The organism is Thermomicrobium roseum DSM 5159, from assembly GCF_000021685.1.
Taxonomy (GTDB): Bacteria; Chloroflexota; Chloroflexia; order Thermomicrobiales; family Thermomicrobiaceae; genus Thermomicrobium; species Thermomicrobium roseum.
The window spans coordinates 1,242,860-1,268,573 of the sequence record NC_011959.1 but is presented as its reverse complement, the minus strand read 5'-3'; the positions used below and the strand labels follow the sequence as shown (position 1 = coordinate 1,268,573).

The window sequence follows — 25,714 nt, the reverse complement described above, 5'->3', positions numbered from 1 at the left end:
GTCACTCCTTCCGGGTGAACTCGCCGAGCGGTCGCTTCGCCGGGACACCGGGTCGCCGCGGGTACATGGGCGGGCAAGGGCGTACCGCGCGGACGACGACGAGTGTACTGGCGGTGCCGACGAGATCTGCCAGCGGGAGAGGCTCGACGGCGAGGAGTTCACCGCCAAGGAGAGCGAGTGCTGGCTGGCTCTCGGCGAGTTCCTGCTCGATACCGGTACCTTTCGGGAAGAGCGCAAGCCCTCCTGGGGCCAGGAAAGGCAACGTGAGTTCGCACGCGGTCGCCAGATGCGCCAGTGCTCGGGCCGTCGCGAGATGGTAGCGGCCGCGGTGAGCTGGCTGATGAGCGAGGACTTCGGCCCGCTCGTGTATGGGCACGACGTTGGCCAGTCGCAGCTGTTGCACGACCGTCTCGAGGAAGCGGATCTTCTTTTTGGTCGCGTCGAGGAGGGTGATCATGAGCGAGGGCCGAACGACCGCGATCGGGATGCCCGGTATGCCTGCTCCGGTACCCACGTCGATCATCCGGCAAGGAGTCTTTCGCTCGCAGGCGCGATCCACCCAGGGAAGCAGAGCGAGCGACTCGACGAGCAGTCGGCGCTGAATAGCTGACCACTCGTCGAGCCCAGTCAAGTTGATTTGCCTGTTCCACTGCAGGAGCAGTTGCCCGTACTGCTGGAAGGCACGTTCGCGCTCCGGCGTGAAAGCCTCTCCCCAGCGCCCGAGGGCCTGCTGGACGAACTCGAGATCGAGCGGCTCACCGCTCACCGGTCGCTGATCGCTCCTGTCTCGATACGACCATGGGTCGCGAGGAACGCGAGCGTCCGGCTGGCGATCGATTCGGCATCGATTCCCGCTTGCCGCCGGAGCGATGCCTGGGAAGCGTGGTCGAAAAAGCGATCGGCCAGGCCCAGGCGCAGTACCGGAATCAACAGTCCGGCATCGGCGAGTGTCTCCAGGACTGCGCTGCCGAAACCTCCGGCCAGCTGGGCTTCTTCGACCGTCACCAGGCAACCGCATTCGCGCGCAGCATCGAGAATGAGTGACCGGTCGAGCGGTTTGACGAAACGAGCGTTGATGACAGTCGCGCGGATTCCCCGCTCCGCGAGGATGTCCGCGGCACGCTCGGCCGGGAGAACGGTCGCACCGAGCGCCACGATCGCGACGTCGGATCCCTCGCGCAGTAATTCCGCTCGGCCGATGGGCAGGACACGCGGTTCCCCGAGCATGGGGACGCCGACACCGCTCCCGCGCGGGTAGCGGAGCGCGATCGGCCCTTCCTCGTAAGCGAGCGCAGTCGCTAACATGTGACGCAGCTCATCCTCGTCCTTCGGTGCCATGAGGACCATATTGGGAAGACAGCGGAGATATGCGACGTCGAACACACCGTGATGGGTTCGCCCATCTTCCCCCACGAGACCGGCACGGTCCATCGCGAAGACGACGGGGAGTTTCTGGATACAGACGTCATGGATCACCTGGTCGTAGGCACGTTGCAGGAAGGTGGAATAAATCGCGCAGACCGGACGGAGCCCCTGCGTTGCCAGGCCAGCCGCGAAGGTGACGGCATGCTGTTCGGCGATCCCCACGTCGAAGAACCGGTCAGGGTACGCTGCGGCGAAGGGCAGGAGCCCAGTCCCGTCCGGCATGGCCGCAGTGATGGCGACGATTCGATCATTTTTGGCGGCGAGCTCGACCAACGTCTGACCGAAGACATCCTGGTACCGTGGTGGGGTGGGTGGTGCTCCCGGAACCTTGACCGCCGCGCTGTGGTGCTTGAACGGATCATCTTCCGCTGGCTGGTATCCCTTGCCCTTGACAGTCAAGACATGGACGAAAACCGGGCTGTCGAACGTCTTGACCAACTGGAAGGTCTCGATCAACTCGCGCAGGTTGTGCCCATCGATCGGACCGATATAGGTAAAGCCGAGTTCTTCCCAGATCATCGTCCGGTAGACGACCTCCTTGAGGCCGTCCAAGAAGCGGTGAGAGAGTTCGACCAGCCGTTCGCCTTGCGGAAGCCGTCGGAGCAGTCGCTCGATTTCGACCTTTGCTTGCCGGTACCGCGTGTCGGTCCGGACGCGGGTCAGATACCGTGCCAGTGCCCCCACATTGGGTGCGATCGACATCTCGTTGTCGTTGAGGACGACGATCAGGGGTACCTGGAGGGCACCGGCATGATTCAGCGCTTCATAGGCCATGCCACCGGTCAGCGCACCGTCGCCGATAACAGCGATCGTGTGGTAGCGATCGCCCCGTAGTTTGGCTGCCACCGCCATTCCCAGGGCGGCCGAAATCGACGTCGAAGCGTGGCCAGCGCCGAAGTGGTCGTGCGGGCTTTCTTCGCGCTGGAGGAAACCGCTCAGGCCACCTTCTTGCCGGATCGTGTGGAACCGGTCGCGGCGACCGGTCACCAGCTTGTGCGGGTAGGCCTGGTGACCGACATCCCAAACGATTTTGTCCCGCGGCGAATCGAAGACGTAATGCAAGGCCAACGTGAGTTCGACTGTCCCGAGATTCGGAGCGAAGTGTCCGCCGGTTTTCCCCAGCACAACTTCGATGATGGCTTCCCTGATCTCTTCGGCAAGCTTTTCGAGTTCGGGTACGCTCAATCGCTTGAGGTCCTGTGGACTGTCGATCCGTTCCAAATACATCGGATTCCCCCTCATCGGAACCGCCCCGCGCGTCACCGAAACACGGGCAGCGGTGCGGGACATGCTGATCGTAACAGGGAAGCTGATCGACGTCAAAATGCCCGCGCCGATCCGGCAAACGAGACGGGGAGGAGGGAACCCTCCTCCCCGGGCGGAGTGAGAAGGGCAAGGCTGATTCACTGGCTGTAAATCGGCATCCAGGGAGCGAAGCGGGCTCCGTTCTGTCCTTGCTGCTCTGGTGCGCCCGGAGCGTACTGCCAGCCCCAGCGGTGATACCGGCCGCGCCCCCATCCGGCGCCGTGCTTGAAGCCCCAGGGTCCAGTCGCGTCGATCAGCGCGTCGAGGTTGCTCTCGACCGCTCGCAGAGCCTGGTCTGCCTCGTCCTGCGTGAGGACACCCTGTTGGACCAGCGTCTTCGCGTTCGCCTGAGCTGTTTGGAGCAGTGCCGCCTTCAAGTCATCGCGGGTGACGCCATGCTCACCGGCGATCTGGGCGAGCGTCTTGCCCTGCCGGAGTTCTGCCTCGAGCTGGCTAACGGTCAAGCCGAGCTTGGTCGCAGTGGTGCTCAGGATATCGGCGGGTGACAAAACGTGAGCCTGATAACAGCGCGTACGAGCCCGGTCGGTGACATATTGCTGAATACGGTTTGCCTGGTCCTGGGTGATGATGCCCTCGTTGACTAACGCGCTCAAGAGATCACTGAGCGGCCCAGCTTTGGTCTCTCCGAGCGACGAGCAGATGCCGGCCTTCGTGGATGGGGTGGGAGGAGCTGCTTGGGCAGCCACGAACCCTGCGCTGGCCACGAGCGAGGCGAGGGCTCCGCTCAGGAGCATCACGATCCAGAACCGTCGACTGCGTAGCTGATTCCACGACATGGCTGACCTCCTCTCAATCGAGCACGGTCGCTTCCGGGAGTTCCAGCGTGAACGTCGTCCCGACTCCGAGTTCGGAGGCCACCGAGACCGTCCCGCCGTGAAGGGTCACGATCTCGCGGACGATGGCTAAGCCGAGTCCGAAACCGTTCCGGTCGTTCTGTGCTGGGGCTCCCCGGTAGAACCGATCGAACAAGTGTGGCAAGGCATCGGGCGGAATACCAGGACCAGTGTCGCGGACGGTGAGTGCGACCCGCGGGGGTGTTGCGGGGATCGACCGCGCGCTGATCACGATGTCCATCCCGTCACGGCCGTGGACGAGCGCATTCTGCACCAGGTTCTCGATCGCCTGCTCGAGCAGATCCGGATCTCCCGAAACCAGCAGTGCGTCGGGGATCGTCGCCGTCAGCGTGATACGGCGCTGCTGAGCCTCCAGCCGGTGACGAGCCAGGACACGTTGAACCAGTGCCGCCAGATCGACAGGCTGGCGCTCGAGCGCGATCTGGCCGGTTTCCAGGCGCGTCAGGTGCAAGAGCTGCGTGAGGAGGCGCGCTGCCCGTTCGCTCTCGCTCGCGATGACCTGCAACGCCTCCTCGCGCTCGGGCGCCTCGGTGAGCAGTCCCTCCCGGAGCGCGTGGGCATATCCCTGGATCACTGTGAGCGGCGTGCGGAGTTCGTGGGCGACGTTGGCTAGGAGGTTGCGCTGTCCCTCCAGGAGACGCCGCAGAGTCGTCACCATCGTGTTGAAGCTGCGCACCAGTCGCCCGACCTCGTCGGACCCAGCGTCACTCGCCTGGCGCGAGAGGTCACCGGCCGCGATAGCGTCGGCGACTGCAGCTAGGCGCGCGATCGGCCCAGCGATCGATCGTGCAAGGAACCAGGTCACAGCGAGCGAGGCGACGAGCCCAGCAGCCAGCGCCAGCCCAAGCCCTGGGATCAGCGTGCGCAGGAGGACCCGCGTCGGTGCCGGCGCCAGGACGACGAGGGTCGCTCCCGGTACGCTGGCCAACGGGGCTGCCGCCAATGAGTAGCCGCCCACCGAACCAGCGAGCCGGACCGCCCGGTCGCGCTTTCCAGGAGAGAATCGTTGCTCTCGTGTGCCCTCCGCTAACCCCTGGGTGACCGCTGCCCGTACGGCCGGGGGAAGCGGCTCCTCGACCGAATCCGCCACGATCGCCCCCTGCGGGTCGATGATCAGGAGCCGCACGCCGCTGCGCTCACCGAGTTCGTGCAGGAACTCACCGCCCAGGAGCGGCCGCAGTCCGGGGCGACGGTAAACGGCATCGATGCCGACTGCCAGTTGGGCCGCCAGCTGCTCCAGCTCGCGCTGGTTGACCTCGCGCTGGGCGCGGACGAGGGGCCAAATGGCAGCCAGAGCAGTTGTGGTCACCATGACCAGCACCACCGCGACGAAGCTCGCGAACAAGCGGCCGCGTAGACTCCTGATCACTGCTCACCCTATCCGGCAACCGGAGTGGTCTCCACCCCGCCTGCCACTCCTCAGTCTGATCGCGCGATGTAAACGGAACGTAACCGGACGCTTACGATTCACTGAGAGCGAGTCGGTAGCCGATGCCTCGGATGCTCTCGATCCGGACGCGACTTTTCTGCAATTTCTGACGCAGCCGATTGACGTGGACGTCCAGGGTGCGCGAAGCCTCGTCGATTTCGTGGTCGCACCAGACTTGCTGCAAAAGGCGCTGACGCGAGATGATTCTGCCCGCCTGGCTCACCAGGGCCAGCAAGAGGTCGAACTCGCGTGGGCGCAAGGTGACCGGCTCATCATCGATGAAGACAGTGCGTGCCTCACGGTCGATGCGGATATCCCCGTACACAAGTTCTCTCACCGGTGGTCCGCTGGCGCGCCGCAGGAGTGCCCGCACGCGGGCGAGCAGCTCGTTCGGCTTGAACGGTTTGGTGACGTAGTCGTCGGCCCCGAGATCTAGTCCCTCGACGATATCGCGCTCGTCATCGAGCGCCGTGAGCATGAGGATCGGTGTGGCATGGCGGAGACGGAGGGCTCGGCAGACGTCACGACCGTGTGTGCCCGGCAACATGAGGTCGAGGATGACCAGATCAGGGTGCTCCTGCTCGAAGCGCGCCAGCGCAGCCGTTCCGTCGGCAACGGTCACGACCGTGTGCCCGTCGCGGCGCAGGAAAAGTTCCAGAATCTTGGCAATACGCGCGTCGTCCTCGACGACGAGTATGTGCGCCATCGATCGCTCAGGGGACCGCCGAGTAACCGGCCCGCGTTGCCACCTCCGGCACCAATCCTACTAGAACCGTCTGCGGCAGATTCGGTACCGCGATTCGACGGTAGAGGAGAAACGAGATGTATTCTCGCCAATCGCGGGGATCGACGATGCCGGTCACCAGACGTCCCCAGGGTGGTGAGCGCAGGACCGCTGGGACTGCGAGTTGCGCGGGAACCGGTTGCCAGACCAGCTCGGGCCGCGCTGCGGCGATTCCCGCGTGCATTTCCGGAGGTATGACGATGACCTGGGCATCCGCGAGTGCACGAGGTAGGTCGCTCGTCGAGACGATACGCAAGGACGGGAAGTCACGCAGGTACCAGGCAAAGGGCTGGGAGACCGAATCGTGGAGCGCGATGACGAGTCCGTGTCCACCAGTCGGATCACGCGGATCGAACTGGAACATGGTAAGGTCCATACTGGCCCGCCGGAGGCGGTCGACGGTCGTGCGCAATCCCGGTGCACTGTCTTCACCGTGCAAAACGGTACCAGGCCGGTAGCTCGTGGTCGCGTTGGCGAGCATCGCGTCGCGGGAGGCGAGGAAGCTCAGGGCGAGCAGCGGCAGGACGAGGAGCGTACGGCGTGGTGCGACGGCTCGTCGCCACAGCTGCTGGATCGACCAGAGCGTGACGAAGAGCAACAGCAGGAGACTGACGACACCAGCCAACCAAGCGAAGGCGTCTCCTTGCGGACCGGACAGCAGTCGGCCGATCAGGCTGAGACCGAGAAGCAACGCGAGAGCGCTCATGCCGAGAACCGCGCTATCCCAGCTGCGCCGGAGCGTCGACCACGGGATCGCGCGGAGAAGCTGACAGAGACCGTAACCAGCGAGAAAGACCGCGCTCGTTACGGCGAGTGCGAGTGCACTCGCCCGGCCGTTCCCGAAGAGGATCGCACTGCCGACGCCGAGAAAGGCGACGACGAGGAGCCCCCGCGCAGCCCGGCGTCGAATAGACAGGATCGCCCCGCCGAGGGCGAGGACGAGTATCGGGAACTCCTCGGTCGCCAGGAGAACGAGCGGACGGGACCAGGCAGCGAACGGCTGACCGAGAAACTCCGTAACGAGCGTCTGCCAGCTGGTGACGAGGAACCGTGCGAGGCCGTCCGGGCGCGTGAAGAGGAACGTGCTGGTCAGGGTGATGGTGAGGAGGGCTCCCACGACCAGAGAAACCAGATTCCGGCTGCGATGCGACCAGCGTGCGAGTGCAATGGCAGTGCCACCGAGCGTCAGGATCCAGCCGAGCGGGTGAGCGAGCGGAGGCGTTCCGAGCAACAGGCCCACCATGACCGCCGAGGGCCGCGTGGGTGCGGGACCGAGGAAAAGACAGGCAGCGGCCAGGGCCAGGCTGACCAGCAACATCGTTCCGTCGAGTCGCGTACTGGCGACGACGAATGTCGGGGAGAGGGCGAGCAGGATTCCGCTGGCCCAACCGAGCAGTGGATCGATGCGCTGTCCGAGCCGGATAGCCAGTGCCACGCTCGCGAATCCGGCGAGCAGGCTGATCAGCCGCGCTGCCCCATCCCCCGGCCCGAAGAGAAAGAAAGAGAGTGCCGCCAAGGCGGTGGCAAGCGGCTGCGTCCATCCAGCAGTCGTGAGGTCGCCGCCGGCGACGAGACGACTGGCATCCCAAGCCAACCGCGCTTCCTGCGGAGCGAGCGGGTATGAGCGCAAACCGTAGAGCCTGGGCAGCGCTGCCAGAATGAGTACCGCAAGCCACGGCGCGAGACGCAGCATGACTGCTCCGAGCGGGATCTCCCGATCGAGGAGCGATCGCTCAGGTGCCGACGAGGCCGGTACGCTCATGACGATGCCTCCCTCTCGGTCGAGACTGGTGGTGCTGCCAGGACCGGGTCCAACCGCGGTTGCTGCAGCCGGATCTCCTGGAAAGCCGGTAGCAGGTCGTTGCGGACATATAGGCGGAAACGGTACGAGCCGATCGGCGAGGGCAGTTCACGCAGAGCGACCAAGCGAAACAGCTTGGCCTGTTGCGATGGTTCCCGGGCACTCGCCAGGCTGCGCCAGATGCTCCGGAGTACATCGCCGAGCGTGAACGGCGGGAGATCACTCGTTTGGAGGTTCTGGCGTGCTGGATTCTTCAGTTCGGGCGCGATCGCGAATGCTCGGTACGTGGTCTCTTCTGGATACCACCAGCGCATCGGATAATCGAAGCTCGTGTATTGGCTCCGCAGAAGGGCATCGGTTTCCGGACGCAAGTATTCGAGCGAGTAGAGCACGATCGGCGGCGGATGCTCGGGAAGGGTGTTGAGGGTCGTACCGAAATAGCGGCGACGTGGAAACTCGCGAAGATACCAGTTCATTGGCCACTGCGTTCCCGAGTCGTACCAGATCTCCAGATCCATCCCTCCGGTCAGCTCGTGCGAAAAGCGCTCGAGGTCGCGGGTGAGCTGGACGACGTGTGGTGCTGTCTGGACATAGATCAGCATGTCGCGCGGCACGTCTCCTTCGCGATAGGTCACCCGCCATCCAGCGTGGACCTGAAAGAGGGCTGCCGCGATCAGCCAACCGGAGACTGCTGGAAGTGCGAACTGGCGCCATCGTCGATCGACAGCTGGCACGATGATTGCGAAAGCAGCGACGAGCACCGGTACCCATGCCAGGCGGAGCGCGGTCTCCCCGCCGAAACGAATTCCTCGCGTCGGAGGACCCTGCGTCGTCTCGAATGGACCGGCTGTGACCCAGGCCATCGCGAGGAACCACTGTGCGAGGAGCGCGACGACGAGCGTCGCTAGGCCGAGCGCGAGGCGATGTTCAGCGCGGTTCCAGCGTATCCAGGCATGCTCGAACTCCTCGAGAAACCTGCCGACGAGCAAACCAGCGAGCAGACACAAGGGAACCGTGATGTGGATCACCAACCAAGGCATCTTCTCGCCCGCCCAGGAGAGGACAGCGAGCATGATGGCTCCCCAATAGACGAGAAAGGTGAGCGTCAGCCAGGAAGCCGGTAGTGGCGTGCCGCGCCGGAGCGCAGCCAGTCCTCCGCGGAGCGCGAGGACAAGCCCGACCGGAAATGCGGCCACGGCGATGAGTTCGTACTGAGGAAGCATCACGAGATAGTAAAACCACGGCTGTTCCCCGCGCTGGACACCGTGTTGCCCGAGCCAGTACCCGAGCGCGCCGACGGTTCCGCTGGCGAGACCGCCGAGGTTCGTGAAGAGGCTGGTGTAGAGTGCGATGAAGATTCCTGCGCCGATGCTCGTTCCCCAGGCGAGCCCGGCTCGATCAGCCAGCGCCGTGGCAATGGCCGAGGCCACCGAGCCGGGCGGCGCGATGCGCTGTAACCAGGCGCTCCATGATTGGTCCGGACCTTTTTCCCGGGTGAGCAAGCGCCAACTCCAAAAGGCCCACAAGAAGAAGATACCGAGAGCAGCGAGCGTGATCGGATGAGTGAGGAGTCGAATCGCGAACGTCTGGATCGCCTCCGCGGTTGGATTTTCCCATGGTATCGCCGGTAATCCAGGAACACCCAGTGCCTCGAACAGGAGCACCGAGCCACCGAACGCTGCCAGAGCAAGTCCGCTCGTCGCCAAAAGGATCGGCGCCGCGCGGGCAGCGAGGGCGACCGCGATGAACGTGACGAGGATAAAGGCAGAAACGAAGGTCACTTCGTGCGTCGTCAGCATGAATGCACCGGTTACCAGCGCACCAACCAGCCAGCGCCGCGCGGGCTCGTGCACATAGCGCAGAAAGCACACGAAAAGCAGCACGGTTGCAGTGACGGCGAAGATATCGTGCCGGATGAAGCGGCTGAAGTAGAGCACAGAAGGAGAAAGCAGCAGAAAGGTGCTCGCGGCGAATGCCCCCCAGCGACCGAGCAACTCGCGGTCCCGGAGCAGCGCCGGCGAGAGGACGAGCACGACGCCGAAAAGGGCAGCTGGTAGACGCGATGCCCAGTCACTGCTGCCGAACAGCAGATATGCCAGAGCATCGAGATGAAACAGCGATGGGCCATGCATCATCGGATGATGGATATAACCGTTTCCCTGCTCGTAGACCCACGAGAAATACGTGTGGAGCGACTCGTCATGGTGGAGTGCCCGCGAGCCGAGGTCCCACAAGCGTGTACAGAGCGCCAGAAGAGCGAGAACCGTATAAGCCAGCTGTTCGATGGTCGGTCGCCAGGATGCGACTCGTCCTGCACGGTGCGGGAGCGACCGTCGCGCTCGATCGACGCTCGGCGGTGTGGTCGAACCGTTCACGATCTCACCGCTCTCTACCTGAACCCCGTCACGACCGTGCCTCCGGGATTCTACCAGTCGAGTATGCTCGGCTCGGGAGAGTGCCGACAGGAGCGAAGCGATGACAGGAGTGACGCGGCCACGGTGCACGGTTTTCCTCGTCTCCGATGGGGTGGGGACGACCGCACAGGCCGTGCTGGATGCGGCGATGGCGCAGTTCCCGCACGTCGAGTTCGATGTTCGTCGCTATCCAGGTGTGCGGACGCTGGATCAGGTTCGGGAAGTCGTCGAGGCAGCTGAGCAGGCGAACGGGATCATCGTGCATACGGTGGTGATCGTCGAGATTCGCCGTGTGCTCGTCCGCGAGTGCAATGCCCGTCTCATCGATCACGTCGATCTGCTCGGCCCGCTACTGGGCCAAATCTCCCAGAAGGTAGGAGTCGAGCCACTCCTGCGACCAGGTGCAGCACGCGGTGTCGGGCCTGAATACTTCCAGCGGATCGAAGCGATCCAGTACACGGTCCGGCATGATGACGGCCAGGGTCTGGAGACGCTCGGGGAAGCCGACATCGTGCTGGTCGGCGTCTCGCGGACGTCCAAAACGCCGCTTTCGGTCTATCTCTCCATGTCCGGTTGGAAGGTGGCCAATGTGCCGATCATCCTGAACGTGCCGCCGCCTCCGCAGCTGCGGCAAATCGATCAACGCAAGATCGTCGGATTGACGATCGACAAGGACGAGCTGGTCCGTATCCGGCAACATCGCCTCCAGGCGCTCGGTGGCACGCTGCCGGGCGAGTATGCCGATCCCGAGAAGGTGGCGGAGGAACTGATCTATTTCCGCCGCATCGCACGGAGCGGTTATCCTTGGCCACTCGTCAACATTACGGGGAAGTCGATCGAGGAGATCGCGAAGGAAGTGGTCTCGATCATCCAGCGGCAACGCCTGCGCGGACTCACTGGCCAGGCTGATAACGATTGACTCGTGGTCGGAGTGTCGGAAGGAAATGGTGGGATGCCTGCAGCGAGGACAACTCGTCGCACCTGGTGGATCGTCGGGCTCAGTCTCCTGCTGGTTGCGAGCTGCCTCGCGCTGACGGCCGGGCTCGGCATGCTCGCATCGGGCAGACTCGACCGCTGGCTGGAGCAGCCGCATGTCGCTGAGATCCGTGTCCGCGGGCCCATCGCGCTCCGCGGTGGGGCCGGTCTGTTGACCGGCGAGTCGGCGAGCGCCGAGCGGATCGTCGAGCAACTGGAGCGAGCGCGCCAAAACCCGAATGCCAGAGTCGTCCTGTTGCGCGTCGATAGTCCGGGGGGTGGCGTCAATGCGGCGCGCGAGATCTGGGCAGCAGTGCGACGTGTGCAGGAATCCGGGAAGCCAGTCGTGGCCTTTTTCGAGGACACTGCCGCGTCCGGCGGTTATTACATCAGTGCGCCGGCCGACCGTATCGTCGCCATGCCTGACACCATCACCGGCAGTATCGGGGTGATCCTGATCATTCCTGACCTGTCCGGCTTGTACGAGAAACTGGGCATTCGCATGCAAGTCGTCAAGAGCGGCACCTTCAAGGACATGGCGTCGAGCGATCGTCCGTTGACTCCAGAAGAGCGCGCACTGCTCGAGCAGCTGGTTCACGAGGCCTACGACGAGTTCGTGCGAGTCGTCGCCGAGGGTCGCGCGATGCCACCCGAGCGCGTGCGCGAGTTGGCTGACGGCCGCATCTACACTGGGCGCCAGGCGAAAGAGCTCGGGCTCGTCGATGAACTCGGCGGCTACCGTGACGCCCTGGCAGTAGCTGGCCAGCTGGCTGGACTGGGAGCGGAACCAGCGGTCCGCGTCTATCGCCCGCAGCCGACCTTTTGGGAATCGTTGAGCAGGACCACGGCGCGATTCTTGTTCGGCCGGGACGATGCGGGGCCGGTGGGAGTCCTCCCGACCGGCCCGATCGAGCTACGCTACGAGCTCGCTACGCTCGGTTGATCTCAGTCATCGGAACCAGGCTGGATGGCGGACGGGACCTGAGCGAGCCGGTTCTCGAGAAACGGCGTGAGGAGATCGATCGGCACCGGGAAAATGATGGTGCTGTTGCGTTCGGCAGCGATCTCCGTCAGCGTCTGCAAGAAACGGAGCTGCAGCGCACCGGGAACGCTGAGGAGCGTGCGGGCAGCCTCGGCCAGCTGGCTTGCAGCGGCGAGTTCGCCCTCCGCATGGATGATCTTGGCGCGCTTCTCCCGCTCGGCCTCGGCCTGACGCGCCATGGCTCGCTGCATCGATTCGGGAAGCTCGACGTCCTTGATCTCCACGATGCTGACCTTCACGCCCCACGGTTCGGTCTGCTCGTCGATGATTTCCTGCAGCTTCTGGTTGATTTTCTCTCGTTCGGCGAGGAGTTCGTCGAGCTCGACCTGGCCGAGGACGCTCCGGAGCGTCGTTTGGGAGATTTGCGAGGTCGCCCGGATGTAGTCGGCAACGTTCACGACCGCTGCGTTGGGATCGACAACGCGGAAGTAGGCGACTGCGTTCACCCGCACGGTCACGTTATCGCGCGTGATCACTTCCTGCACCGGAATATCCATCGTGACCACGCGCAGATCGACCTTGACCATCCGTTCGATGATCGGGATGAGCAAGATCAGTCCGGGTCCGCGCGGACCGACCAAACGTCCCAGGCGGAAGATGACGCCGCGCTCGTACTCCTGGACGACCTTGATCATGGAACTCAGGAACATGAGCACCAAAACGACGACGACTGCACCGGTGATCAGCGATGTCAAGCCCATCGGCCACTCCTTTCCAGTTCACGACATCTCATCCGCGGCGGAACAGGGCACCGAGCGGCCGCCAGCGACGCACGTCTCCTGCCAGCCGTCGGACTCGGACAGCCGGCTCCTCTTCGCTCGCTGGTTCGACGAGCAAGACGAGTCCCTCCACTCCGACCACGCGTACCGTCCTACCGGCAGGAATGGTGCCGGCGAGGCTGCGAGCGCGCCACAATTCCCCCTCGACGAAGACCATGCCTTCCGGGTCGAGGGTGCGCCGGACGACAGCTCGTGCGCCGAGCAACGCCTCCTTTCCGGTCTGTGGACGCCGGGCGTGCGCGCGGGCGACCAGATACACGAGAAGCAGGAACACACCGGCGATCGTCGCGGTGACTGCGATCACGACAGCGCGCGAGAGTTGGAAGGCCGGGCTGGCCGGTGACTGCAAGAGCAGGAGGGAGCCGAGTGCGAACGACACGATCCCGCCGATCGTCAAGACACCATGCGTTGGGACATAGAGATCGATCAGGAACAAGAGGAAGGCGAAGCCCATCAGCAGCACGCCAGCCCAGTTGACGTCCAGCGTCCCCAAGGCGTACAGCCCGAGCAGGAGCAGGATGCCACCGAGGACTCCAGGCAGGATGCTGCCAGGATTGGCGAGTTCGAAGAAGAGTCCGAGCATACCCAAACTGAGGAGAATGTAGGCCACGTTGGGATCACTCAGGACTTGGAAGAACCGTTCGATGAGCGTCATCTGGATCGGAACGACCTCGGCAGCGCGCGTGCGGAGGGTGACCTGTCCAGCACTCGTGGTCACGGTTCGGCCATCCACGGCATCCAAGAGAGCAGGAAGCGACGGGGCCACGAGATCGACGACGTTCTGAGCCACCGCTTGCTCAGCGGAGATGTTGACGGCTTCGCGGACCGCTTGCTCCGCCCAGTCAGCGTTGCGACCGCGCCGCTCCGCCAGGCTGCGGATCTTGGCGACGGCATCGTTGACGACTTTCCGCTGCATCGTGTCGTCCGGTTGCGCGGCCTGCCCGTCTTGGCCGATGAGGACTGGACTGGCTGAGCCGATATTCGTCGCTGGTGCCATGGCGGCGATGTGGGCGGCGTAGGTGATGAAGACTCCGGCCGAGGCAGCGCGGGCGCCTTCCGGTGCGACGTAGACGATCACCGGGACTGGACTCTGGAGGATGTCCTGGATGATCTCGTCCATCGCTGAACTCAGTCCGCCCGGCGTGTCGAGCTGGATGACGACGGCTTCCGCACCCTGATCGGCGGCCTGGCGGAGAGCACGATCGACGTAGCTGGCCACCACCGGCGTGATCGCCCCATCGATTTCGACGAGATAGACGCGCGTACTCGCTGCTGCGCCGCTTTGGCCGAGGAGTGCCAAGCCGACGATCATGAGGAAAAGCGACATGCATCGTGAGCGAAGATTCTGCCAGTACCGCATCGGATACCCTCGTTCGGATGAAAGCGGCTGCTCGGCGTGGGTTCTCCTGCTCCGAGTATAGTCGACCTGGGTCGGTCGGCGTTGGCTCGTGGAGTCGTGCTCAGCGGATGACGGTGACCTGGGACCCGCCCGACGTCTTGTACACCTCGATCCGCTGTGGGAATTGCTCCTTGAGGTCCTCCAGGTGTGTGATGACGAGAATCAGCGCGAAGCGATCCTGGACCGACTGAAGGGCTTGAATCAGTCCTTCGCGCCCTTTGGCGTCTTGTGTGCCGAAACCTTCATCGATGACCAATGTCTCCAGACGGCGGCCCGCTCGCTCGACGAGCAAAAGGCTCAAGGCCACGCGCAGTGCGAAGTTGATGCGGAACGCCTCGCCACCACTGTACAGCTCGTATGGGCGCTGGCCGAACTCGTCGCTGATCAGGATGTCGAGCGTCTCGATCGCGCCGTCCCCGCTGGTTTTGTCCCGCTGAGTGACGAAGTCGATGCGGAGCGTATTGCCAGGCAAGCGGTCAAGAATCTCGTTCGCGGCCTCGGCGAGATCCGGCAAGACATTTTCGAAGACCATCGTCTGGATTCCGTGCTTACCGAAAGCGCGGTCGAGTGTCTCCAGTACGGCGATTTCGCGCGCCAAGCGATCGAGTTCTCGCGAAACGCGCTCGGCCTCATCCTGCGCTGCCTCCGCATCCGTCAATCGCTGCCGCAGAGCACCGAGCTGGGACTGCAACCGCTCGATCAGTTCTTCTTCGCTCTGTTCGCGCTGCTTCAGTTGTTCGAGTTCGCTGTGCACGGTCTCCAGTTCTCGTTCTGGCGGGGACCAGGCTGCCAGTTCAGCCTCCAAACTCACCCGCTCGGTCTCGAGCGTCGCGATCTCGCGTTCGAGTTCGCTCAGCCGTTCGGCGAGGTGCTGCACAGCTGTTCGCGCGTCGCGCAGTTGCAGTAGTTCTTGCCGAACCGGCTCGAGTTCGCGGCGCCGTCGCTCGAGTGCCTCACGGCGTTCCGGATCGAAAACGAGTGCTGTCAATTGCTGCCGGAGCTTCTGCACCTCGTCTGCGAGTGATCGGTACTCGGGGTCGAACTCCTCCGAGCGACTCAGCTGCTCCAATTCGCGCCGCAACTGAGCCAGTTCGCGCTCCTGCCGAGCGAGTTTTTCGAGATCACCGCGTATCTTGCCGCCTTCGGCTTGGAGATCACCCTCTCTCCTCAATTCGGCGTCGAGCTCGCGACGACGCTGCTGGATTTCCTCTAACTCCTTGGCGAGCTGAAGGTCTTCATTCCGGCTGGCGTCGAAGGTGGACCGAAGCTGCGCTCCTCGTTCGCGTACTTGAGCCTCCTGGCGAGCGCGTTCCTCCGGCGTGAGCGGTCGGAGACACACGGGACAGACGGCGTCGATGGCGGACAGCTGCTGTAACTGTTCCTGAAGTTCCTTCATCTGCTGGCGCAGTTGGTTCGCGAGCGCCCGCAATTCACCGCGCCGCGCTTCGCGTTGCACCTTTTGGTTGTCGAGTTCCGCTTGCCGCTCCCGGAGGGTGGCGAGTCGAGCAAGCTCCTCGTCGATCTGGACGAGTCGCGCTTGCAGCTCGGGCCGTTGAGCGAGCGCCTGCTCCGTCTCTTTGATGCGGGTCTCGAGCGCTTGCTTGCGGACAGCACGTTCGCGTCGCTTGCTTTCCAGGTCACGCTCGCGCTGGAGGAGCTCCTGCTGGATACGCTGCCGTTCCGCGGCGATGCGACCGAGTTCGTCGAGTTCGCGCTGGACGGCGTCCAGTTCCTGTGCTCGACGCTCGATCTCCGGCGCGCGTTGCAGGATGGCCTGCTGCGTCGCGAGTCGTTGTTCCAGTCGATCCTTTTCTTCGTGACGTTTTGCGCACTCTCTCACGAGTTCAGCGTGGCGTGCTGACCGCTCGCGGTAACGCTCGACTTCCAGTTGCAGTCGATACAAGCGCTCTTGCCTGAGCTTGAGCTGCTCGCGCAGTTGTGCCAACTGCGCTCGCTGGGCGTCGAGCGCGTTTTCGAGCCGGGTGACCTGGTCGCGGAGTGCAGGTGCCTGGGCTGCCTGCTCGCGGAGTGCGGCGAGCATCTGCTCGGAGCGAGTGCGCTCGTCGTGGAGTCGTTTCGCTTCCTCGCGAGCGACCTCGCGATATCGCTCGTACCGGTCGAGCTCGAGCAATTCGGCCAGAATTTCTTTCCGTTTGGCCGGTGTCTGGCGGGTGAACTCATCCGCTCTTCCCTGGAGGAGAAAGACAGAATTGACGAACGTCGAGTAACTGATGCCGAGCAGGCGATCGATTTCCGCTTGCACAGTGTGCTTGCCGCTGGAGGCGAGCGGATACCAGCCATCCTCTGTCCTGACATGGAGTTCGAGCAGCGAACCCTTCTTGCCACTGCTCGTATACGCCCGAACGACCCGGTATTCTCGCCCGTCGAGACGGAAGCTGAACTCGACGCGTGTCTCGAGTTCGCCGAGGCTGACCAGATGTTGATTGCTGGCGCGTGCCTTTTCCCACAACGCCCAGGTCATCGCATCGAGGAGGGCCGACTTGCCGGCGCCGTTCTCACCGGACAGGCAGGCCAGCTGCAGACCGGTAAAATCGACTTCCACCGGGTCGCGATAGCACAGAAAGTGCCGGAGAACCAGACGAGTAGGAATCATGGATGATCCTTCGCGCGTCGCCTCAGCCAAGAGTATATACTGACAGCGTGCGAGGAGGCCCGCGTTGCCCAACCAGATGGCAGGGTCGCGGGTAGCGGAGGCGACCTGCCGATCTGGGGAAGTTCGTCTGGCGAAATCCCCCTCCCCTGACCTCGACGACTCGGCACCGTTACCCTGGGTCGATGACGGGTGACGGGGGTGAGGGGCACGGGATCGATGCTGGAGGATGTGCATGACGCAGGAGCGCGAGCGACGGGAGACCAGCCGGCGCCGGCGAAGTGGAACGAGCCGGTCGGTGGAGCGGGAAGCGAGCGAAGCGTTTGCCGAGGAGCGAGCGATCGAGCCGGTCGAAGCGGAAATCGTCGAGCCCGAGGCGCTCCTCAGCGACGCGGAACTGGAAGATCTCTTCCGGAGCGATCCTTCGCTGGCCAGCGATCCCCTGCGGCTCTACCTGCGGGACATCGCTGAGGCACCGTTGCTCACGCCCGAAGAGGAAGTCGAGCTCGCCAAGCGCATCAAGGAGGGGGATACCGAGGCGCTGCAACGCTTCGTCCGCTCGAATCTACGGTTGGTGGTCAGCATCGCGAAGCGCTATGTTGGGCGGGGGCTGTCGCTCCTCGATCTCATTCAGGAGGGAAACATCGGGCTCATGCGGGCAGTCGAGAAGTTCGACTGGCGCCGGGGATATCGTTTCAGCACCTATGCGACCTGGTGGATTCGCCAGGCGATCACGCGTGCGATCGCTGATCAGGGTCGGACGATCCGCTTGCCGGTCCACATGACTGACTCCATCACTCGCTACCACCGGACGACGACGCAACTCGCGCAGGAACTGGGGCGGCAGCCGACACCGGAAGAGATCGCAGAAGCGATGAGCGTGCAGCCGGAAAAGATCGCGCAGATCGTCCGGGCCGCGCAGCGGGCCGTTTCCTTGGATCAACCGCTCAGTGAGGAGGACGAGACGAGTCTCGGCGATCTCATCGCTGACGAGTTGGCGCAGTCGCCCGAGGAACTCGCCGAGGAGTCGCTGATGCGGCGCGATATCGCTGAAATTCTGGAAATGCTGACGCCGCGCGAACGACTGGTCCTCCAGTTGCGATACGGTCTCTCGGATGGTGAGCCACGGACGCTCGCCGAAGTCGGGGATCTCCTCGGCATCAGTCGCGAGCGTGTCCGGCAGATCGAAAACGAGGCACTCCGAAAGCTGCGGCGTATCGCTCGCGAGCGGCTCGCTGAGTATTACGCGGGGATCTGAGCTGCTGGGAAAAAGAGCGCACCCGCCCGCGCTGGGCGGGGCATCAGGAGTCCAGTCGGCGCTCCCGGCTAGTCGTGATAGCCGTTCGCTCTCGCGGCACTCAGTGGTCGCCGCGCCAGGACGTGTTCGATCAACGCCATGCGCAGCGCGACACCGTTGCGTGCCTGGCGGAAGTAGGCTGCTCGCGGATCAGAGTCGACCGTAGGCTCGATTTCCCCTACGCGGGGCAAGGGGTGAAGCACGATCGCGTGGGAAGCGAGCTGTTCCATCAGGGCCTGATCGACGATGATCTGGCCGAAGGCGGCAGCGTACTCGTCAGGGTCGCGGAAGCGCTCGCGCTGGATCCGCGTCTGATACAGAACGTCCAGTTCCGGCGCGATGGCTGCGAGGTCGTCCACCTCGAAAACGCGCAGTCCGCTCTGGCGCAGGTGCTGGACGAGCGCTGGATCCATCCGCGTGACCAGCGGCGCAACAAGGTAGAGCGTGGTGTCCAGCGTTCGCGTGAGCAGGCGTGCCAGCGAGCGCGCCGCCCGCCCGTACCGGAGGTCACCGACCAGCGCGATCGTCAACCCATCGATCCGTCCGTGTTCTCGCCAGATGGTATAGAGGTCGATCAAGGCCTGCGTCGGGTGCTCGTTCGTCCCGTCACCCGCGTTGATCACTGGTACGTCGACGACGGCAGCTGCACGAGCCACTGATCCGGCTTCCGGATGGCGGATCACGATGAGGTCAGCATACCCGGCAACGACCCGGGCTGTGTCTTCGATCGATTCTCCTTTGGCAGCGGACGAGGTCGCTGCGGCGTACTCAGCGGAGATGACCGCCCCTCCGAGGCGTGTCATGGCAGCCTCGAAACTGAGGCGAGTACGGGTGCTCGGCTCGTAGAACAGCGTCGCCATGATGGCACCGCGAGCCGTGTCGGTGAACTCGTGCCGGGGAAGCGCCGAGAATGCATCGGCACGGTGGAAAAGCTCGAAGAGGTAAGAGCGCGAGAACTGCTCGACACTCAGGACATGCTGGACCACTCGCCTCACGCAACGCCCCCCTTTTCCTGCTCGGGCACACGCAGACTTATGCCCGGTCGTACCGGTACATCTTCGGGGGAGGTCGCCTGTTCGGAGGAACCCATTGCTGATGATACTGCACACAACCCGATCATGCAAGCGGTGAAACACGACATCATGCGTACGGACGGGCGATTCATGATCCGCTGGCCGAATGGGGTGTCCGAACACCGTGACGCATCGGTGGATGACCAGTACAATCCGGTCGGGGCATCGGTCTTCACAAGATGCCGGAGTGTGCCGACATCATCGGGAGAAGGGCGCTATGAGCGCCGGCGAGCAGTTGGACGACTGGGGCTCATCGGTGGGACGAGCGATCTCGGTGGTGACAGTCCGCGGTGTCGCGGTGCGGATCCACCCGACCATGCTCCTCCTCGTCCCCTGGGTGTTCTGGCACTGGGGGGGACGGAGCGCAGAACCGCTGGAAGGGACGCTTTTCGGGCTCTTCTTGCTTCTGGCGGTTTTCGTGAGCGTGGCTGGACATGAACTCGCTCACGCTGTCGTCGCGCATCGCTTCGGTCTCGCCGTGCGTGACGTCGTCCTTTTGCCGATCGGCGGTCTCACGCGTATCGAGCAGGGACCACTACCACCTCGCCGCGAGGCAGCGATCGCGTTGGCTGGTCCGGTGCTCAATCTCGGTATCGCACTCGCGCTCTTGCCAGTGGTGAGCGTTGTCCTCGCTCTCTACGAGGTGACGTCGCTCGCGGATGTGGCTCGTCTCCTGACCGGGACGAGTGTCGGTAGCTTGCTGATCCTGACCATGGCCAGCAACGTCCTGCTGGCATTGTTCAATCTGATCCCTGCTTTCCCGATGGACGGTGGTCGGCTGTTGCGAGCATGGCTCTCGGCTCTGAGCGAGCGTGCGCGCGCGACACGGATCTCGTTGGTTACCGGGTATCTCGTGGCCCTGGTGACGCTACCGCTCGGTCTGTGGCTACGAGAGCCGACTTTGCCGCTGGCTGGCCTTTTTCTGGCTGGTGCTGCCTTGCTGGAGCAACGGACGCTCCAGCTGGAGCGTGTCCTGCAACGCCTTCCAGTCGGGCAGTTCGCCGTCTGGGATGGTGGTGGAATCGACCCCGAGCAGCCGCTGTCCCATGCGCTGCAAGGGGGACCACGCGATGTCGCTGTCGTACGCGATGGAACGGTCGTGGGGATGCTGTGGCGAGAAAACATCCTCCGGCTGGCGCATGTCGCGCATCTCATGCGCGTTGCTGATGCGATGGACCACGGCTTCGCTGCCGTGAGTCCGGAGACTTCCGTGTACGAAGCGCACCGCCGCATGCTGGCGAGCGGGCACCCCGCGGTCCCCGTGGTCGACGCCGGGAACCGCTATCGCGGCATCTTCACCAGTGATCGGCTGGCGCACGTGTACCGCTACGTGCAAGCGTCGCGTCGCCCGGCCGGGCGCTGGCTCACGGTCGTGCGGGCGCTCGGGTTCCTGGGGCGGTGACGGATCCTGAGCAGGAGGAACGGAGCGTGGCGGGCAGACGATCTTTCGACCCCTGGGCGGAGGGTTTTCCGTGGCGCGAACTCTTGGAACAGGCCTATGGGCTACGGGGTGAGCGATCCGGGCCGATGGTGGCCGGTGTGGGTGTACCGGTGGACATTGCCGAGCTCGAGGACGCATACGTCATCTATGCGGTGATACCAGGGGTGGAGCCAGCCGCGATGGACCTCGTCGTCGAGGACGATCGCGTCGTTCTCCGCGGTGAGGTGCGGGAACCCTCGGTGGATGGGCAATGGGTCAGTCGCGAGCGTCGCTTCGGTCGGTTTCAACGCACGATCGAGTTGCCGAGTCCAGTCGATCCGGAACGAGCCGAAGCCCGGTACGAGAATGGCATACTCGTCATTCGTCTCCCCAAGGCAGCTCCCGGAAGAGTGCGCCGTATTCCAGTCAAGGCGAGTTGAGTCGGGCGAGCACTGGCCAACGCTCGGGCACAGTCTGGGTTCGCTCAACTGCCTTCCTCGCGCCACACCCCGATGGCGCGAAAGCGCGCCCATCGGAAGCGCCGTGCTGCATCGGTTCCGTGTCGGTTCCACAGGTCGCGGAGCTCGCCCAGGCGACGCTCGACCGCATCGCCGACCCGGCGAATCGTGCCAGGAGCGTCCAGGTGCGCCGGGGTCGGTTCGGGGATCACCTCGTCGGCGATGCCGAAACGATGAAGTTCCGGAGCTGTGATCCGCATCGCGGTGGCTGCCTCGGGTGCTCGTCCGGCGTCTCGCCAAAGGATCGCGGCGCAGGCTTCGGGTGATGCGACGGCGAAAATCGCGTTTTCCAGCATCAGCAGCCGATCGCAGGTCGCCAGCGCGAGCGCTCCACCACTCCCACCCTCTCCGATGACGATGGCGATAGTCGGGACGGTCAAACGGAGGAGCGTTCGCAAGCACGCGCTGATGGCCCACGCTTGACCGCGTTCCTCCGATTCGAGCCCTGGGTCGGCGGCCGGCGTATCGACGAAGGTCAGAACTGGCAGGCGGAATTTTTCGGCTAGCTGCATGACGCGAATCGCCTTGCGGTATCCTTCGGGACGCGGCATCCCGAAGTTGCGCGCGATATTCTCTGCGGTCGTCGTTCCCTTTTGGTGGCCGAGAACGAGGATCGGTTGCCCACGAAAGCGCCCGAGAACAGCGACGATGGCCGGATCGTCCCGGAAAAGCCGGTCACCGTGCAGCTCTTGTGGATCCTCGATCAGTTCGGCAATGTAGTCGAGCGTGTGGGGGCGCGCCGGATGTCGCGCGAGCTGAACACGGTCCCACGCGGTCAAGCTGGTCATTCCCCCACCTCCTGCCGCATGGTGTCGCCGGCCAACGGAACGAGCGAGGATCCGGCGAGCGTCCGGATGAGCGAGGCCAACACCGCGCGGATTCGTTGACGAGGAACGACCATATCCACCATCCCGTGCTCGAGCGCGAACTCGGCCGTCTGGAAACCTGGAGGAAGCTTTTGGCGCGTCACTTGCTCGATGACACGCGGGCCAGCGAATCCGATCATCGCGCCAGGCTCGGCCAGTATGACATCGGCCACGGTGGCGAAACTGGCAGTCACGCCACCGTAGCAGGGGTCGACGAGGACACTGATGAAGGGCAGGCGCGCCTCGGCAAGAGCTTCGACGGCAACGATCGTCTTTGGCAGCTGGAAAAGCGAGAAGATGCCCTCGTGCATGCGTGCGCCACCTGAACTCGCGAAGACGACGAACGCTCGCCGCTCCATCGCTGCACGCTCCGCGGCACGAGCGAACTTTTCGCCGAAAACGGAACCCATGCTCGCACCGAGGAAGCCGAACTCGGCGACAGCGATGGCGACAGGAATGCTCTCGATGGTGGCTGCGCCCGTGACGAGCGCCTCACGCTCACCGGATCGGGTACGTGCCTCGCTGATCTTCGCTGGGTATGGCTCACCGAGCGCGACGAAGTGCAACGGATCGTCGGTGACGACATGGGCATCCCACTCGGCGAAGGAACCCGAATCGACGGTCACGGTGATGCGCTCTCGTGCGCTGAGTCGCGCATGAAAACCGCAGCGTGGACAGACACGCTGGTTTCGCTCGAATTCCCGCGCGTACAGGAGATCGCGACAACGGGAGCATTTGAGCCAGAGGCCATCGGGAACGCTCGGCGATTCGTGCGCGCTGGACTGGTTTTGTGCGTTGCGTCTCCGCAAGAATGGTCGCACCGGTACCCCTCTCGGTGTGCCTGCCTGTCGGGCTATGATACACGCGGGAACGGTCAAGCTGGGGCGGGAGGGCGCGATGAGCGACGTCGCGGTGATGATCCTCGCGGGAGGGCAGGGAGAGCGGTTGAGCATTCTCTCGCGCCAGCGCGCGAAGCCAGCGGTGCCGTTCGGTGGGAAATACCGTATCATCGACTTCGCCCTCTCCAACTGTGTGAACTCGGGCTTGTACGATGTGGCTGTCTTGACGCAATACCGGCCACACTCGCTGAACGAGCATATCGGTCACGGCCGTCCCTGGGACCTCGATCGCGAGCGCAATGGTGGGGTGGTGATCCTCCAGCCGTATCTTGGGCGCTCCACGTCCGGCTGGTATCGGGGCACAGCCGACGCTGTGTATCACAACCTCTTTTACATTACGCGGCGTCCCTACCGCGATGTGCTGATCTTAGCGGGTGATCATGTCTACGCGATGGACTACCGACCGATGATCGCCCAGCATCGCGAGCGCTGCGCCGATGTAACGATCGCGGTGCAACCAGTGGATTGGCGCGAAGCCTCGCGCTTCGGCGTGGTGATCGTCGCTGAGGATGGTTGGGTGGTCGATTTCGAGGAGAAGCCGGAACGACCGCGCTCCAATCTCGCGTCCATGGGAATTTACCTGTTTCGGCGCAATCTCCTGCTGGACCTTTTCACGCGCGACCACCCGGATGCGCCGGAGTTCATCGATTTCGGCCGCGACGTGATCCCCTATCTCATTCGGACAGCTCGGGTGGCAACGTATCGCTTCGATGGCTACTGGCAGGATGTCGGAACCGTGCAGTCGTACTGGGAAGCAAACATGGCACTCCTGGAGGACGAGCCGAAGCTCAATCTCTACGACCCCAACTGGCGGATTCATACCCGCAGCGAGGAGCGGCCACCGGCCAAGATTCTCGAAGGAGCGACGGTGATCCGGAGCTTGCTTTCCAATGGGTGCATCGTGGAAGGCGCGACCGTCATCCGGTCGATCCTCTCGCCCGGCGTGATCGTGAAGGCAGGAGCGGTGGTGCGCGATTCGATCGTGATGACCGATTCGGTGATCGGGCCAGGAGCGGTCGTCGATCGCTGCATCATCGACAAGCACGTGACGATCGGCGCCAATGCGTACCTCGGCTGGGGGGACGACAACTCCCCGAACTGGTTGGAGCCCAGTCGGCTGAATACCGGAATCACCCTAGTGGGGCGCAATGCGGTCGTGCCGCCCGGGGTACGGATCGGACGCAACGTGTTGATCGGGCCCGAGGTCAAGGAAAGCGACTTCCCCGGTGCGGTCGTGCCCAGCGGGGAAACGGTGAACCCGATCGCGACCGTGGTATGGTCGTGAGTGGGAACGAGGCGGGCGCATGATGCTGTGCAACGACCGAGCCAAACGAGCGAGTCTTCCAGTCGTTCTCTATCTGAGCGCTGAGGTCGCGCCATTCTCCAAAGTCGGCGGACTGGGGGATGTGGCTGGCTCGCTACCGCTGGCGCTGGCTGAGCGTGGGGTGCCGATCGTTATCCTGACACCCTGGTACGGTGGCATCGAGGATCGTGTCCCAGTGACCGAACTCCCGATCCGGCTCGCGGTTCCACTCGATGGAGGCGTGGAGACGTTCCAGGTGGGACGAGCCTGGTTAGCAAATCGCGTCCCGGTCCTGCTCTTGCGGTCCGAGCGGCTGTTCGGTGCTCCCGTCGTCTATGACGAGCCGCGCGATCGGGAGCGGTTCTTCGTGTTTTCGCGAGCAGCTGCGGAACTCGTCCAGCTCTTCCCAGTCGGCATTGTCCACGCCAATGACTGGCATACCGCGTTGACGCTCGTCTGGCTTCATCGCTGGCGGGACGACGAATCGGATCGCCCCTCGCCGGGATTGGTGTTGACGATCCACAACCTAGCGCATCAGGGAATAACCGATATCGCCTACGCGCGGCGACTGGGCTTCGAGGCGCATGAACTCTTGTTCGAAGAGTGGCAGCGGTTCCCGGGTACGATCAACGTGCTCGCCCGCGGCATCCACGTGGCGGACGTGATCACGACGGTGAGCCCGACCTATGCGCGCGAGATTCAGACGCCGGAATTCGGTGAAGGGTTGGATGGGCTGCTCCGGTACCGCAGCGATGCCCTGGTCGGGATTCGCAATGGGATCGATACGACCTTTTACGATCCGGCGAGCGATCCGGTGTTGGCAGCCCGCTACGATGTGGAGCATCCAGAAGCCCGCTCGCTCTGCAAACGAGCGCTGCAGGGGGAACTCGGCCTCGCTGTGGAACCCGATTCGTTCCTGATCGGCATCGTCTCGAGATTGGACCACCGGAAAGGTTTGGATCTCGTTCTGGCACTCGGCGACGAGCTCGTGTCGCGCGGTATGCAGCTGGCGGTCCTGGGGGTTGGCGAACCGGAAATCGGGCGGCAGTTCGCCGCACTGGCTGAACGATATCCTGACCGCGTCGCAGTGCGCCTCACGTTCGATGCGGTGCTCGCCCGCCGGATCTACGCCGGGGCTGATGTCGTGCTCTTGCCATCGCGCTTCGAGCCGTGCGGACTCGGCCAGCTGCTCGGCTTGCGGTACGGAGCGATACCGATCGTCCGGCGAACCGGTGGACTGGCCGATACTGTCGTGGAGTGGGACGGTCAGCGAGGGAACGGTTTCCTTTTCGAGGAGCCGGAACCGGGCGCTCTGCTCGAGGCGATCGAGCGCGCGCGAGCTGAGTACCGAGAGCCAGCACGCTGGTGGCGGCTCGTCCGGTCGGCCATGTCGTGCGACGTCAGTTGGGAGCAACCGGCGGAGGAATATCTGGCAGTGTACGAGCGTGTCGCGGCGCTGCGGCGAACCGGCGCGCTCGAGACAGTCCGCTGAGGAGGAA

At 63.9% G+C, this 25,714-nt stretch carries 20 protein-coding genes; 7 read left to right on the top strand and 13 right to left on the bottom strand.

The window, feature by feature from the left end; translation table 11 throughout:
- Position 1: 1 nt before the first annotated feature.
- The 7 genes from rsmG to TRD_RS05945 all read right to left on the bottom strand — a co-directional run bounded on the left by rsmG (position 2) and on the right by TRD_RS05945 (position 9,994).
- Positions 2-766 (bottom strand): 16S rRNA (guanine(527)-N(7))-methyltransferase RsmG, encoded by a 765-nt coding sequence (gene rsmG, locus TRD_RS05975; RefSeq protein ID WP_015922228.1) that lies wholly within the window; start codon positions 764-766, stop codon positions 2-4.
- Positions 763-2,652, bottom strand: a complete 1,890-nt coding sequence (dxs, locus tag TRD_RS05970; RefSeq protein WP_015922227.1) for a 1-deoxy-D-xylulose-5-phosphate synthase — start codon at positions 2,650-2,652, stop codon at positions 763-765. Before dxs ends, rsmG begins: the two co-directional genes overlap by 4 nt.
- Positions 2,653-2,828: 176 nt before the next feature.
- A complete protein-coding gene (locus tag TRD_RS05965) occupies positions 2,829-3,527 on the bottom strand; it encodes a SurA N-terminal domain-containing protein (RefSeq protein WP_015922226.1) in 699 nt (232 codons plus the stop codon).
- Between the two features lie 13 nt (positions 3,528-3,540).
- On the bottom strand, positions 3,541-4,974 hold the full coding sequence (locus tag TRD_RS13620) for a sensor histidine kinase (RefSeq protein WP_015922225.1): 1,434 nt from the start codon (positions 4,972-4,974) through the stop codon (positions 3,541-3,543).
- A 91-nt stretch (positions 4,975-5,065) separates the two neighbouring features.
- Positions 5,066-5,740, bottom strand: coding sequence for a response regulator transcription factor (locus TRD_RS05955; protein ID WP_015922224.1), 675 nt, complete (start codon positions 5,738-5,740; stop codon positions 5,066-5,068).
- A gap of 7 nt (positions 5,741-5,747) precedes the next feature.
- The gene (locus TRD_RS05950; protein WP_015922223.1) at positions 5,748-7,580 is read right to left on the bottom strand and encodes an ArnT family glycosyltransferase; all 1,833 of its coding nucleotides are present in this window, start codon (positions 7,578-7,580) and stop codon (positions 5,748-5,750) included.
- Entirely contained in the window at positions 7,577-9,994 is a 2,418-nt protein-coding gene (locus TRD_RS05945) for a flippase activity-associated protein Agl23 (RefSeq protein ID WP_169302287.1), read from the bottom strand. Before TRD_RS05945 ends, TRD_RS05950 begins: the two co-directional genes overlap by 4 nt.
- 100 nt (positions 9,995-10,094) lie before the next feature.
- On the opposite strand from TRD_RS05945, the gene TRD_RS05940 reads away from it, so the two are divergent.
- Together TRD_RS05940 and sppA are read left to right on the top strand one after the other, a co-directional pair.
- Positions 10,095-10,952, top strand: a complete 858-nt coding sequence (locus TRD_RS05940) for a pyruvate, water dikinase regulatory protein (RefSeq protein WP_015922221.1) — start codon at positions 10,095-10,097, stop codon at positions 10,950-10,952.
- A gap of 33 nt (positions 10,953-10,985) precedes the next feature.
- The gene (sppA, locus tag TRD_RS05935; protein ID WP_015922220.1) at positions 10,986-11,951 is read left to right on the top strand and encodes a signal peptide peptidase SppA; all 966 of its coding nucleotides are present in this window, start codon (positions 10,986-10,988) and stop codon (positions 11,949-11,951) included.
- Positions 11,952-11,953: 2 nt separating this feature from the next.
- Here sppA and TRD_RS05930 read toward each other — a convergent pair whose 3' ends face one another.
- The 3 genes from TRD_RS05930 to TRD_RS05920 form a co-directional block, all read right to left on the bottom strand.
- Positions 11,954-12,751, bottom strand: coding sequence for a slipin family protein (locus TRD_RS05930; protein ID WP_015922219.1), 798 nt, complete (start codon positions 12,749-12,751; stop codon positions 11,954-11,956).
- Between the two features lie 28 nt (positions 12,752-12,779).
- Positions 12,780-14,189, bottom strand: coding sequence for an NfeD family protein (locus TRD_RS05925; RefSeq protein ID WP_015922218.1), 1,410 nt, complete (start codon positions 14,187-14,189; stop codon positions 12,780-12,782).
- A gap of 100 nt (positions 14,190-14,289) precedes the next feature.
- Positions 14,290-16,842, bottom strand: a complete 2,553-nt coding sequence (locus TRD_RS05920; protein ID WP_015922217.1) for an AAA family ATPase — start codon at positions 16,840-16,842, stop codon at positions 14,290-14,292.
- Positions 16,843-17,074: 232 nt separating this feature from the next.
- Here TRD_RS05920 and TRD_RS05915 point away from each other — a divergent pair, with 232 nt between their 5' ends.
- Positions 17,075-18,097 carry a sigma-70 family RNA polymerase sigma factor gene (locus TRD_RS05915; RefSeq protein ID WP_015922216.1) on the top strand — a complete coding sequence of 341 codons (1,023 nt, stop codon included), beginning with the start codon at positions 17,075-17,077 and terminating at the stop codon, positions 18,095-18,097.
- 68 nt (positions 18,098-18,165) lie between these two features.
- Here the strand turns inward: TRD_RS05915 and pyrB are convergent, their stop codons facing one another.
- Complete coding sequence (gene pyrB, locus TRD_RS05910) at positions 18,166-19,122, bottom strand: aspartate carbamoyltransferase (RefSeq protein ID WP_015922215.1); 957 nt, start codon at positions 19,120-19,122, stop codon at positions 18,166-18,168.
- Positions 19,123-19,426: 304 nt separating this feature from the next.
- Between pyrB and TRD_RS05905 the strand changes: the two genes are divergently transcribed.
- The gene (locus tag TRD_RS05905) at positions 19,427-20,611 is read left to right on the top strand and encodes a site-2 protease family protein (protein ID WP_015922214.1); all 1,185 of its coding nucleotides are present in this window, start codon (positions 19,427-19,429) and stop codon (positions 20,609-20,611) included.
- Positions 20,612-20,637: 26 nt separating this feature from the next.
- Positions 20,638-21,069 carry an Hsp20/alpha crystallin family protein gene (locus tag TRD_RS05900; RefSeq protein ID WP_015922213.1) on the top strand — a complete coding sequence of 144 codons (432 nt, stop codon included), beginning with the start codon at positions 20,638-20,640 and terminating at the stop codon, positions 21,067-21,069.
- A gap of 44 nt (positions 21,070-21,113) precedes the next feature.
- On the opposite strand, the gene TRD_RS05895 is transcribed toward TRD_RS05900, so the two are convergent.
- Together TRD_RS05895 and accD are read right to left on the bottom strand one after the other, a co-directional pair.
- A complete protein-coding gene (locus tag TRD_RS05895; protein WP_015922212.1) occupies positions 21,114-21,935 on the bottom strand; it encodes an acetyl-CoA carboxylase carboxyltransferase subunit alpha in 822 nt (273 codons plus the stop codon).
- Positions 21,932-22,834: an acetyl-CoA carboxylase, carboxyltransferase subunit beta gene (gene accD / locus TRD_RS05890; protein WP_015922211.1), complete on the bottom strand. Its 903-nt coding sequence runs from the start codon at positions 22,832-22,834 to the stop codon at positions 21,932-21,934. The genes TRD_RS05895 and accD overlap by 4 nt, the downstream gene beginning before the upstream one ends.
- A 76-nt stretch (positions 22,835-22,910) precedes the next feature.
- Here accD and TRD_RS05885 point away from each other — a divergent pair, with 76 nt between their 5' ends.
- Both TRD_RS05885 and TRD_RS05880 read left to right on the top strand, forming a co-directional pair.
- Complete coding sequence (locus tag TRD_RS05885) at positions 22,911-24,197, top strand: glucose-1-phosphate adenylyltransferase (protein WP_015922210.1); 1,287 nt, start codon at positions 22,911-22,913, stop codon at positions 24,195-24,197.
- Between the two features lie 19 nt (positions 24,198-24,216).
- On the top strand, positions 24,217-25,707 hold the full coding sequence (locus TRD_RS05880; RefSeq protein WP_015922209.1) for a glycogen synthase: 1,491 nt from the start codon (positions 24,217-24,219) through the stop codon (positions 25,705-25,707).
- Positions 25,708-25,714 lie beyond the last annotated feature (7 nt).

Coding starts and splice junctions, on each gene's coding strand:
- dxs (WP_015922227.1), bottom strand. CDS start 2,652: ATGTATTTGGAACGGATCGACAGTCCACAGGACCTCAAGCGATTGAGC.
- TRD_RS05965 (WP_015922226.1), bottom strand. CDS start 3,527: ATGTCGTGGAATCAGCTACGCAGTCGACGGTTCTGGATCGTGATGCTC.
- TRD_RS05955 (WP_015922224.1), bottom strand. CDS start 5,740: ATGGCGCACATACTCGTCGTCGAGGACGACGCGCGTATTGCCAAGATT.
- TRD_RS05950 (WP_015922223.1), bottom strand. CDS start 7,580: ATGAGCGTACCGGCCTCGTCGGCACCTGAGCGATCGCTCCTCGATCGG.
- TRD_RS05940 (WP_015922221.1), top strand. CDS start 10,095: ATGACAGGAGTGACGCGGCCACGGTGCACGGTTTTCCTCGTCTCCGAT.
- sppA (WP_015922220.1), top strand. CDS start 10,986: ATGCCTGCAGCGAGGACAACTCGTCGCACCTGGTGGATCGTCGGGCTC.
- TRD_RS05930 (WP_015922219.1), bottom strand. CDS start 12,751: ATGGGCTTGACATCGCTGATCACCGGTGCAGTCGTCGTCGTTTTGGTG.
- TRD_RS05925 (WP_015922218.1), bottom strand. CDS start 14,189: ATGCGGTACTGGCAGAATCTTCGCTCACGATGCATGTCGCTTTTCCTC.
- TRD_RS05920 (WP_015922217.1), bottom strand. CDS start 16,842: ATGATTCCTACTCGTCTGGTTCTCCGGCACTTTCTGTGCTATCGCGAC.
- TRD_RS05915 (WP_015922216.1), top strand. CDS start 17,075: ATGACGCAGGAGCGCGAGCGACGGGAGACCAGCCGGCGCCGGCGAAGT.
- TRD_RS05905 (WP_015922214.1), top strand. CDS start 19,427: ATGAGCGCCGGCGAGCAGTTGGACGACTGGGGCTCATCGGTGGGACGA.
- TRD_RS05895 (WP_015922212.1), bottom strand. CDS start 21,935: ATGACCAGCTTGACCGCGTGGGACCGTGTTCAGCTCGCGCGACATCCG.
- TRD_RS05885 (WP_015922210.1), top strand. CDS start 22,911: ATGAGCGACGTCGCGGTGATGATCCTCGCGGGAGGGCAGGGAGAGCGG.
- TRD_RS05880 (WP_015922209.1), top strand. CDS start 24,217: ATGATGCTGTGCAACGACCGAGCCAAACGAGCGAGTCTTCCAGTCGTT.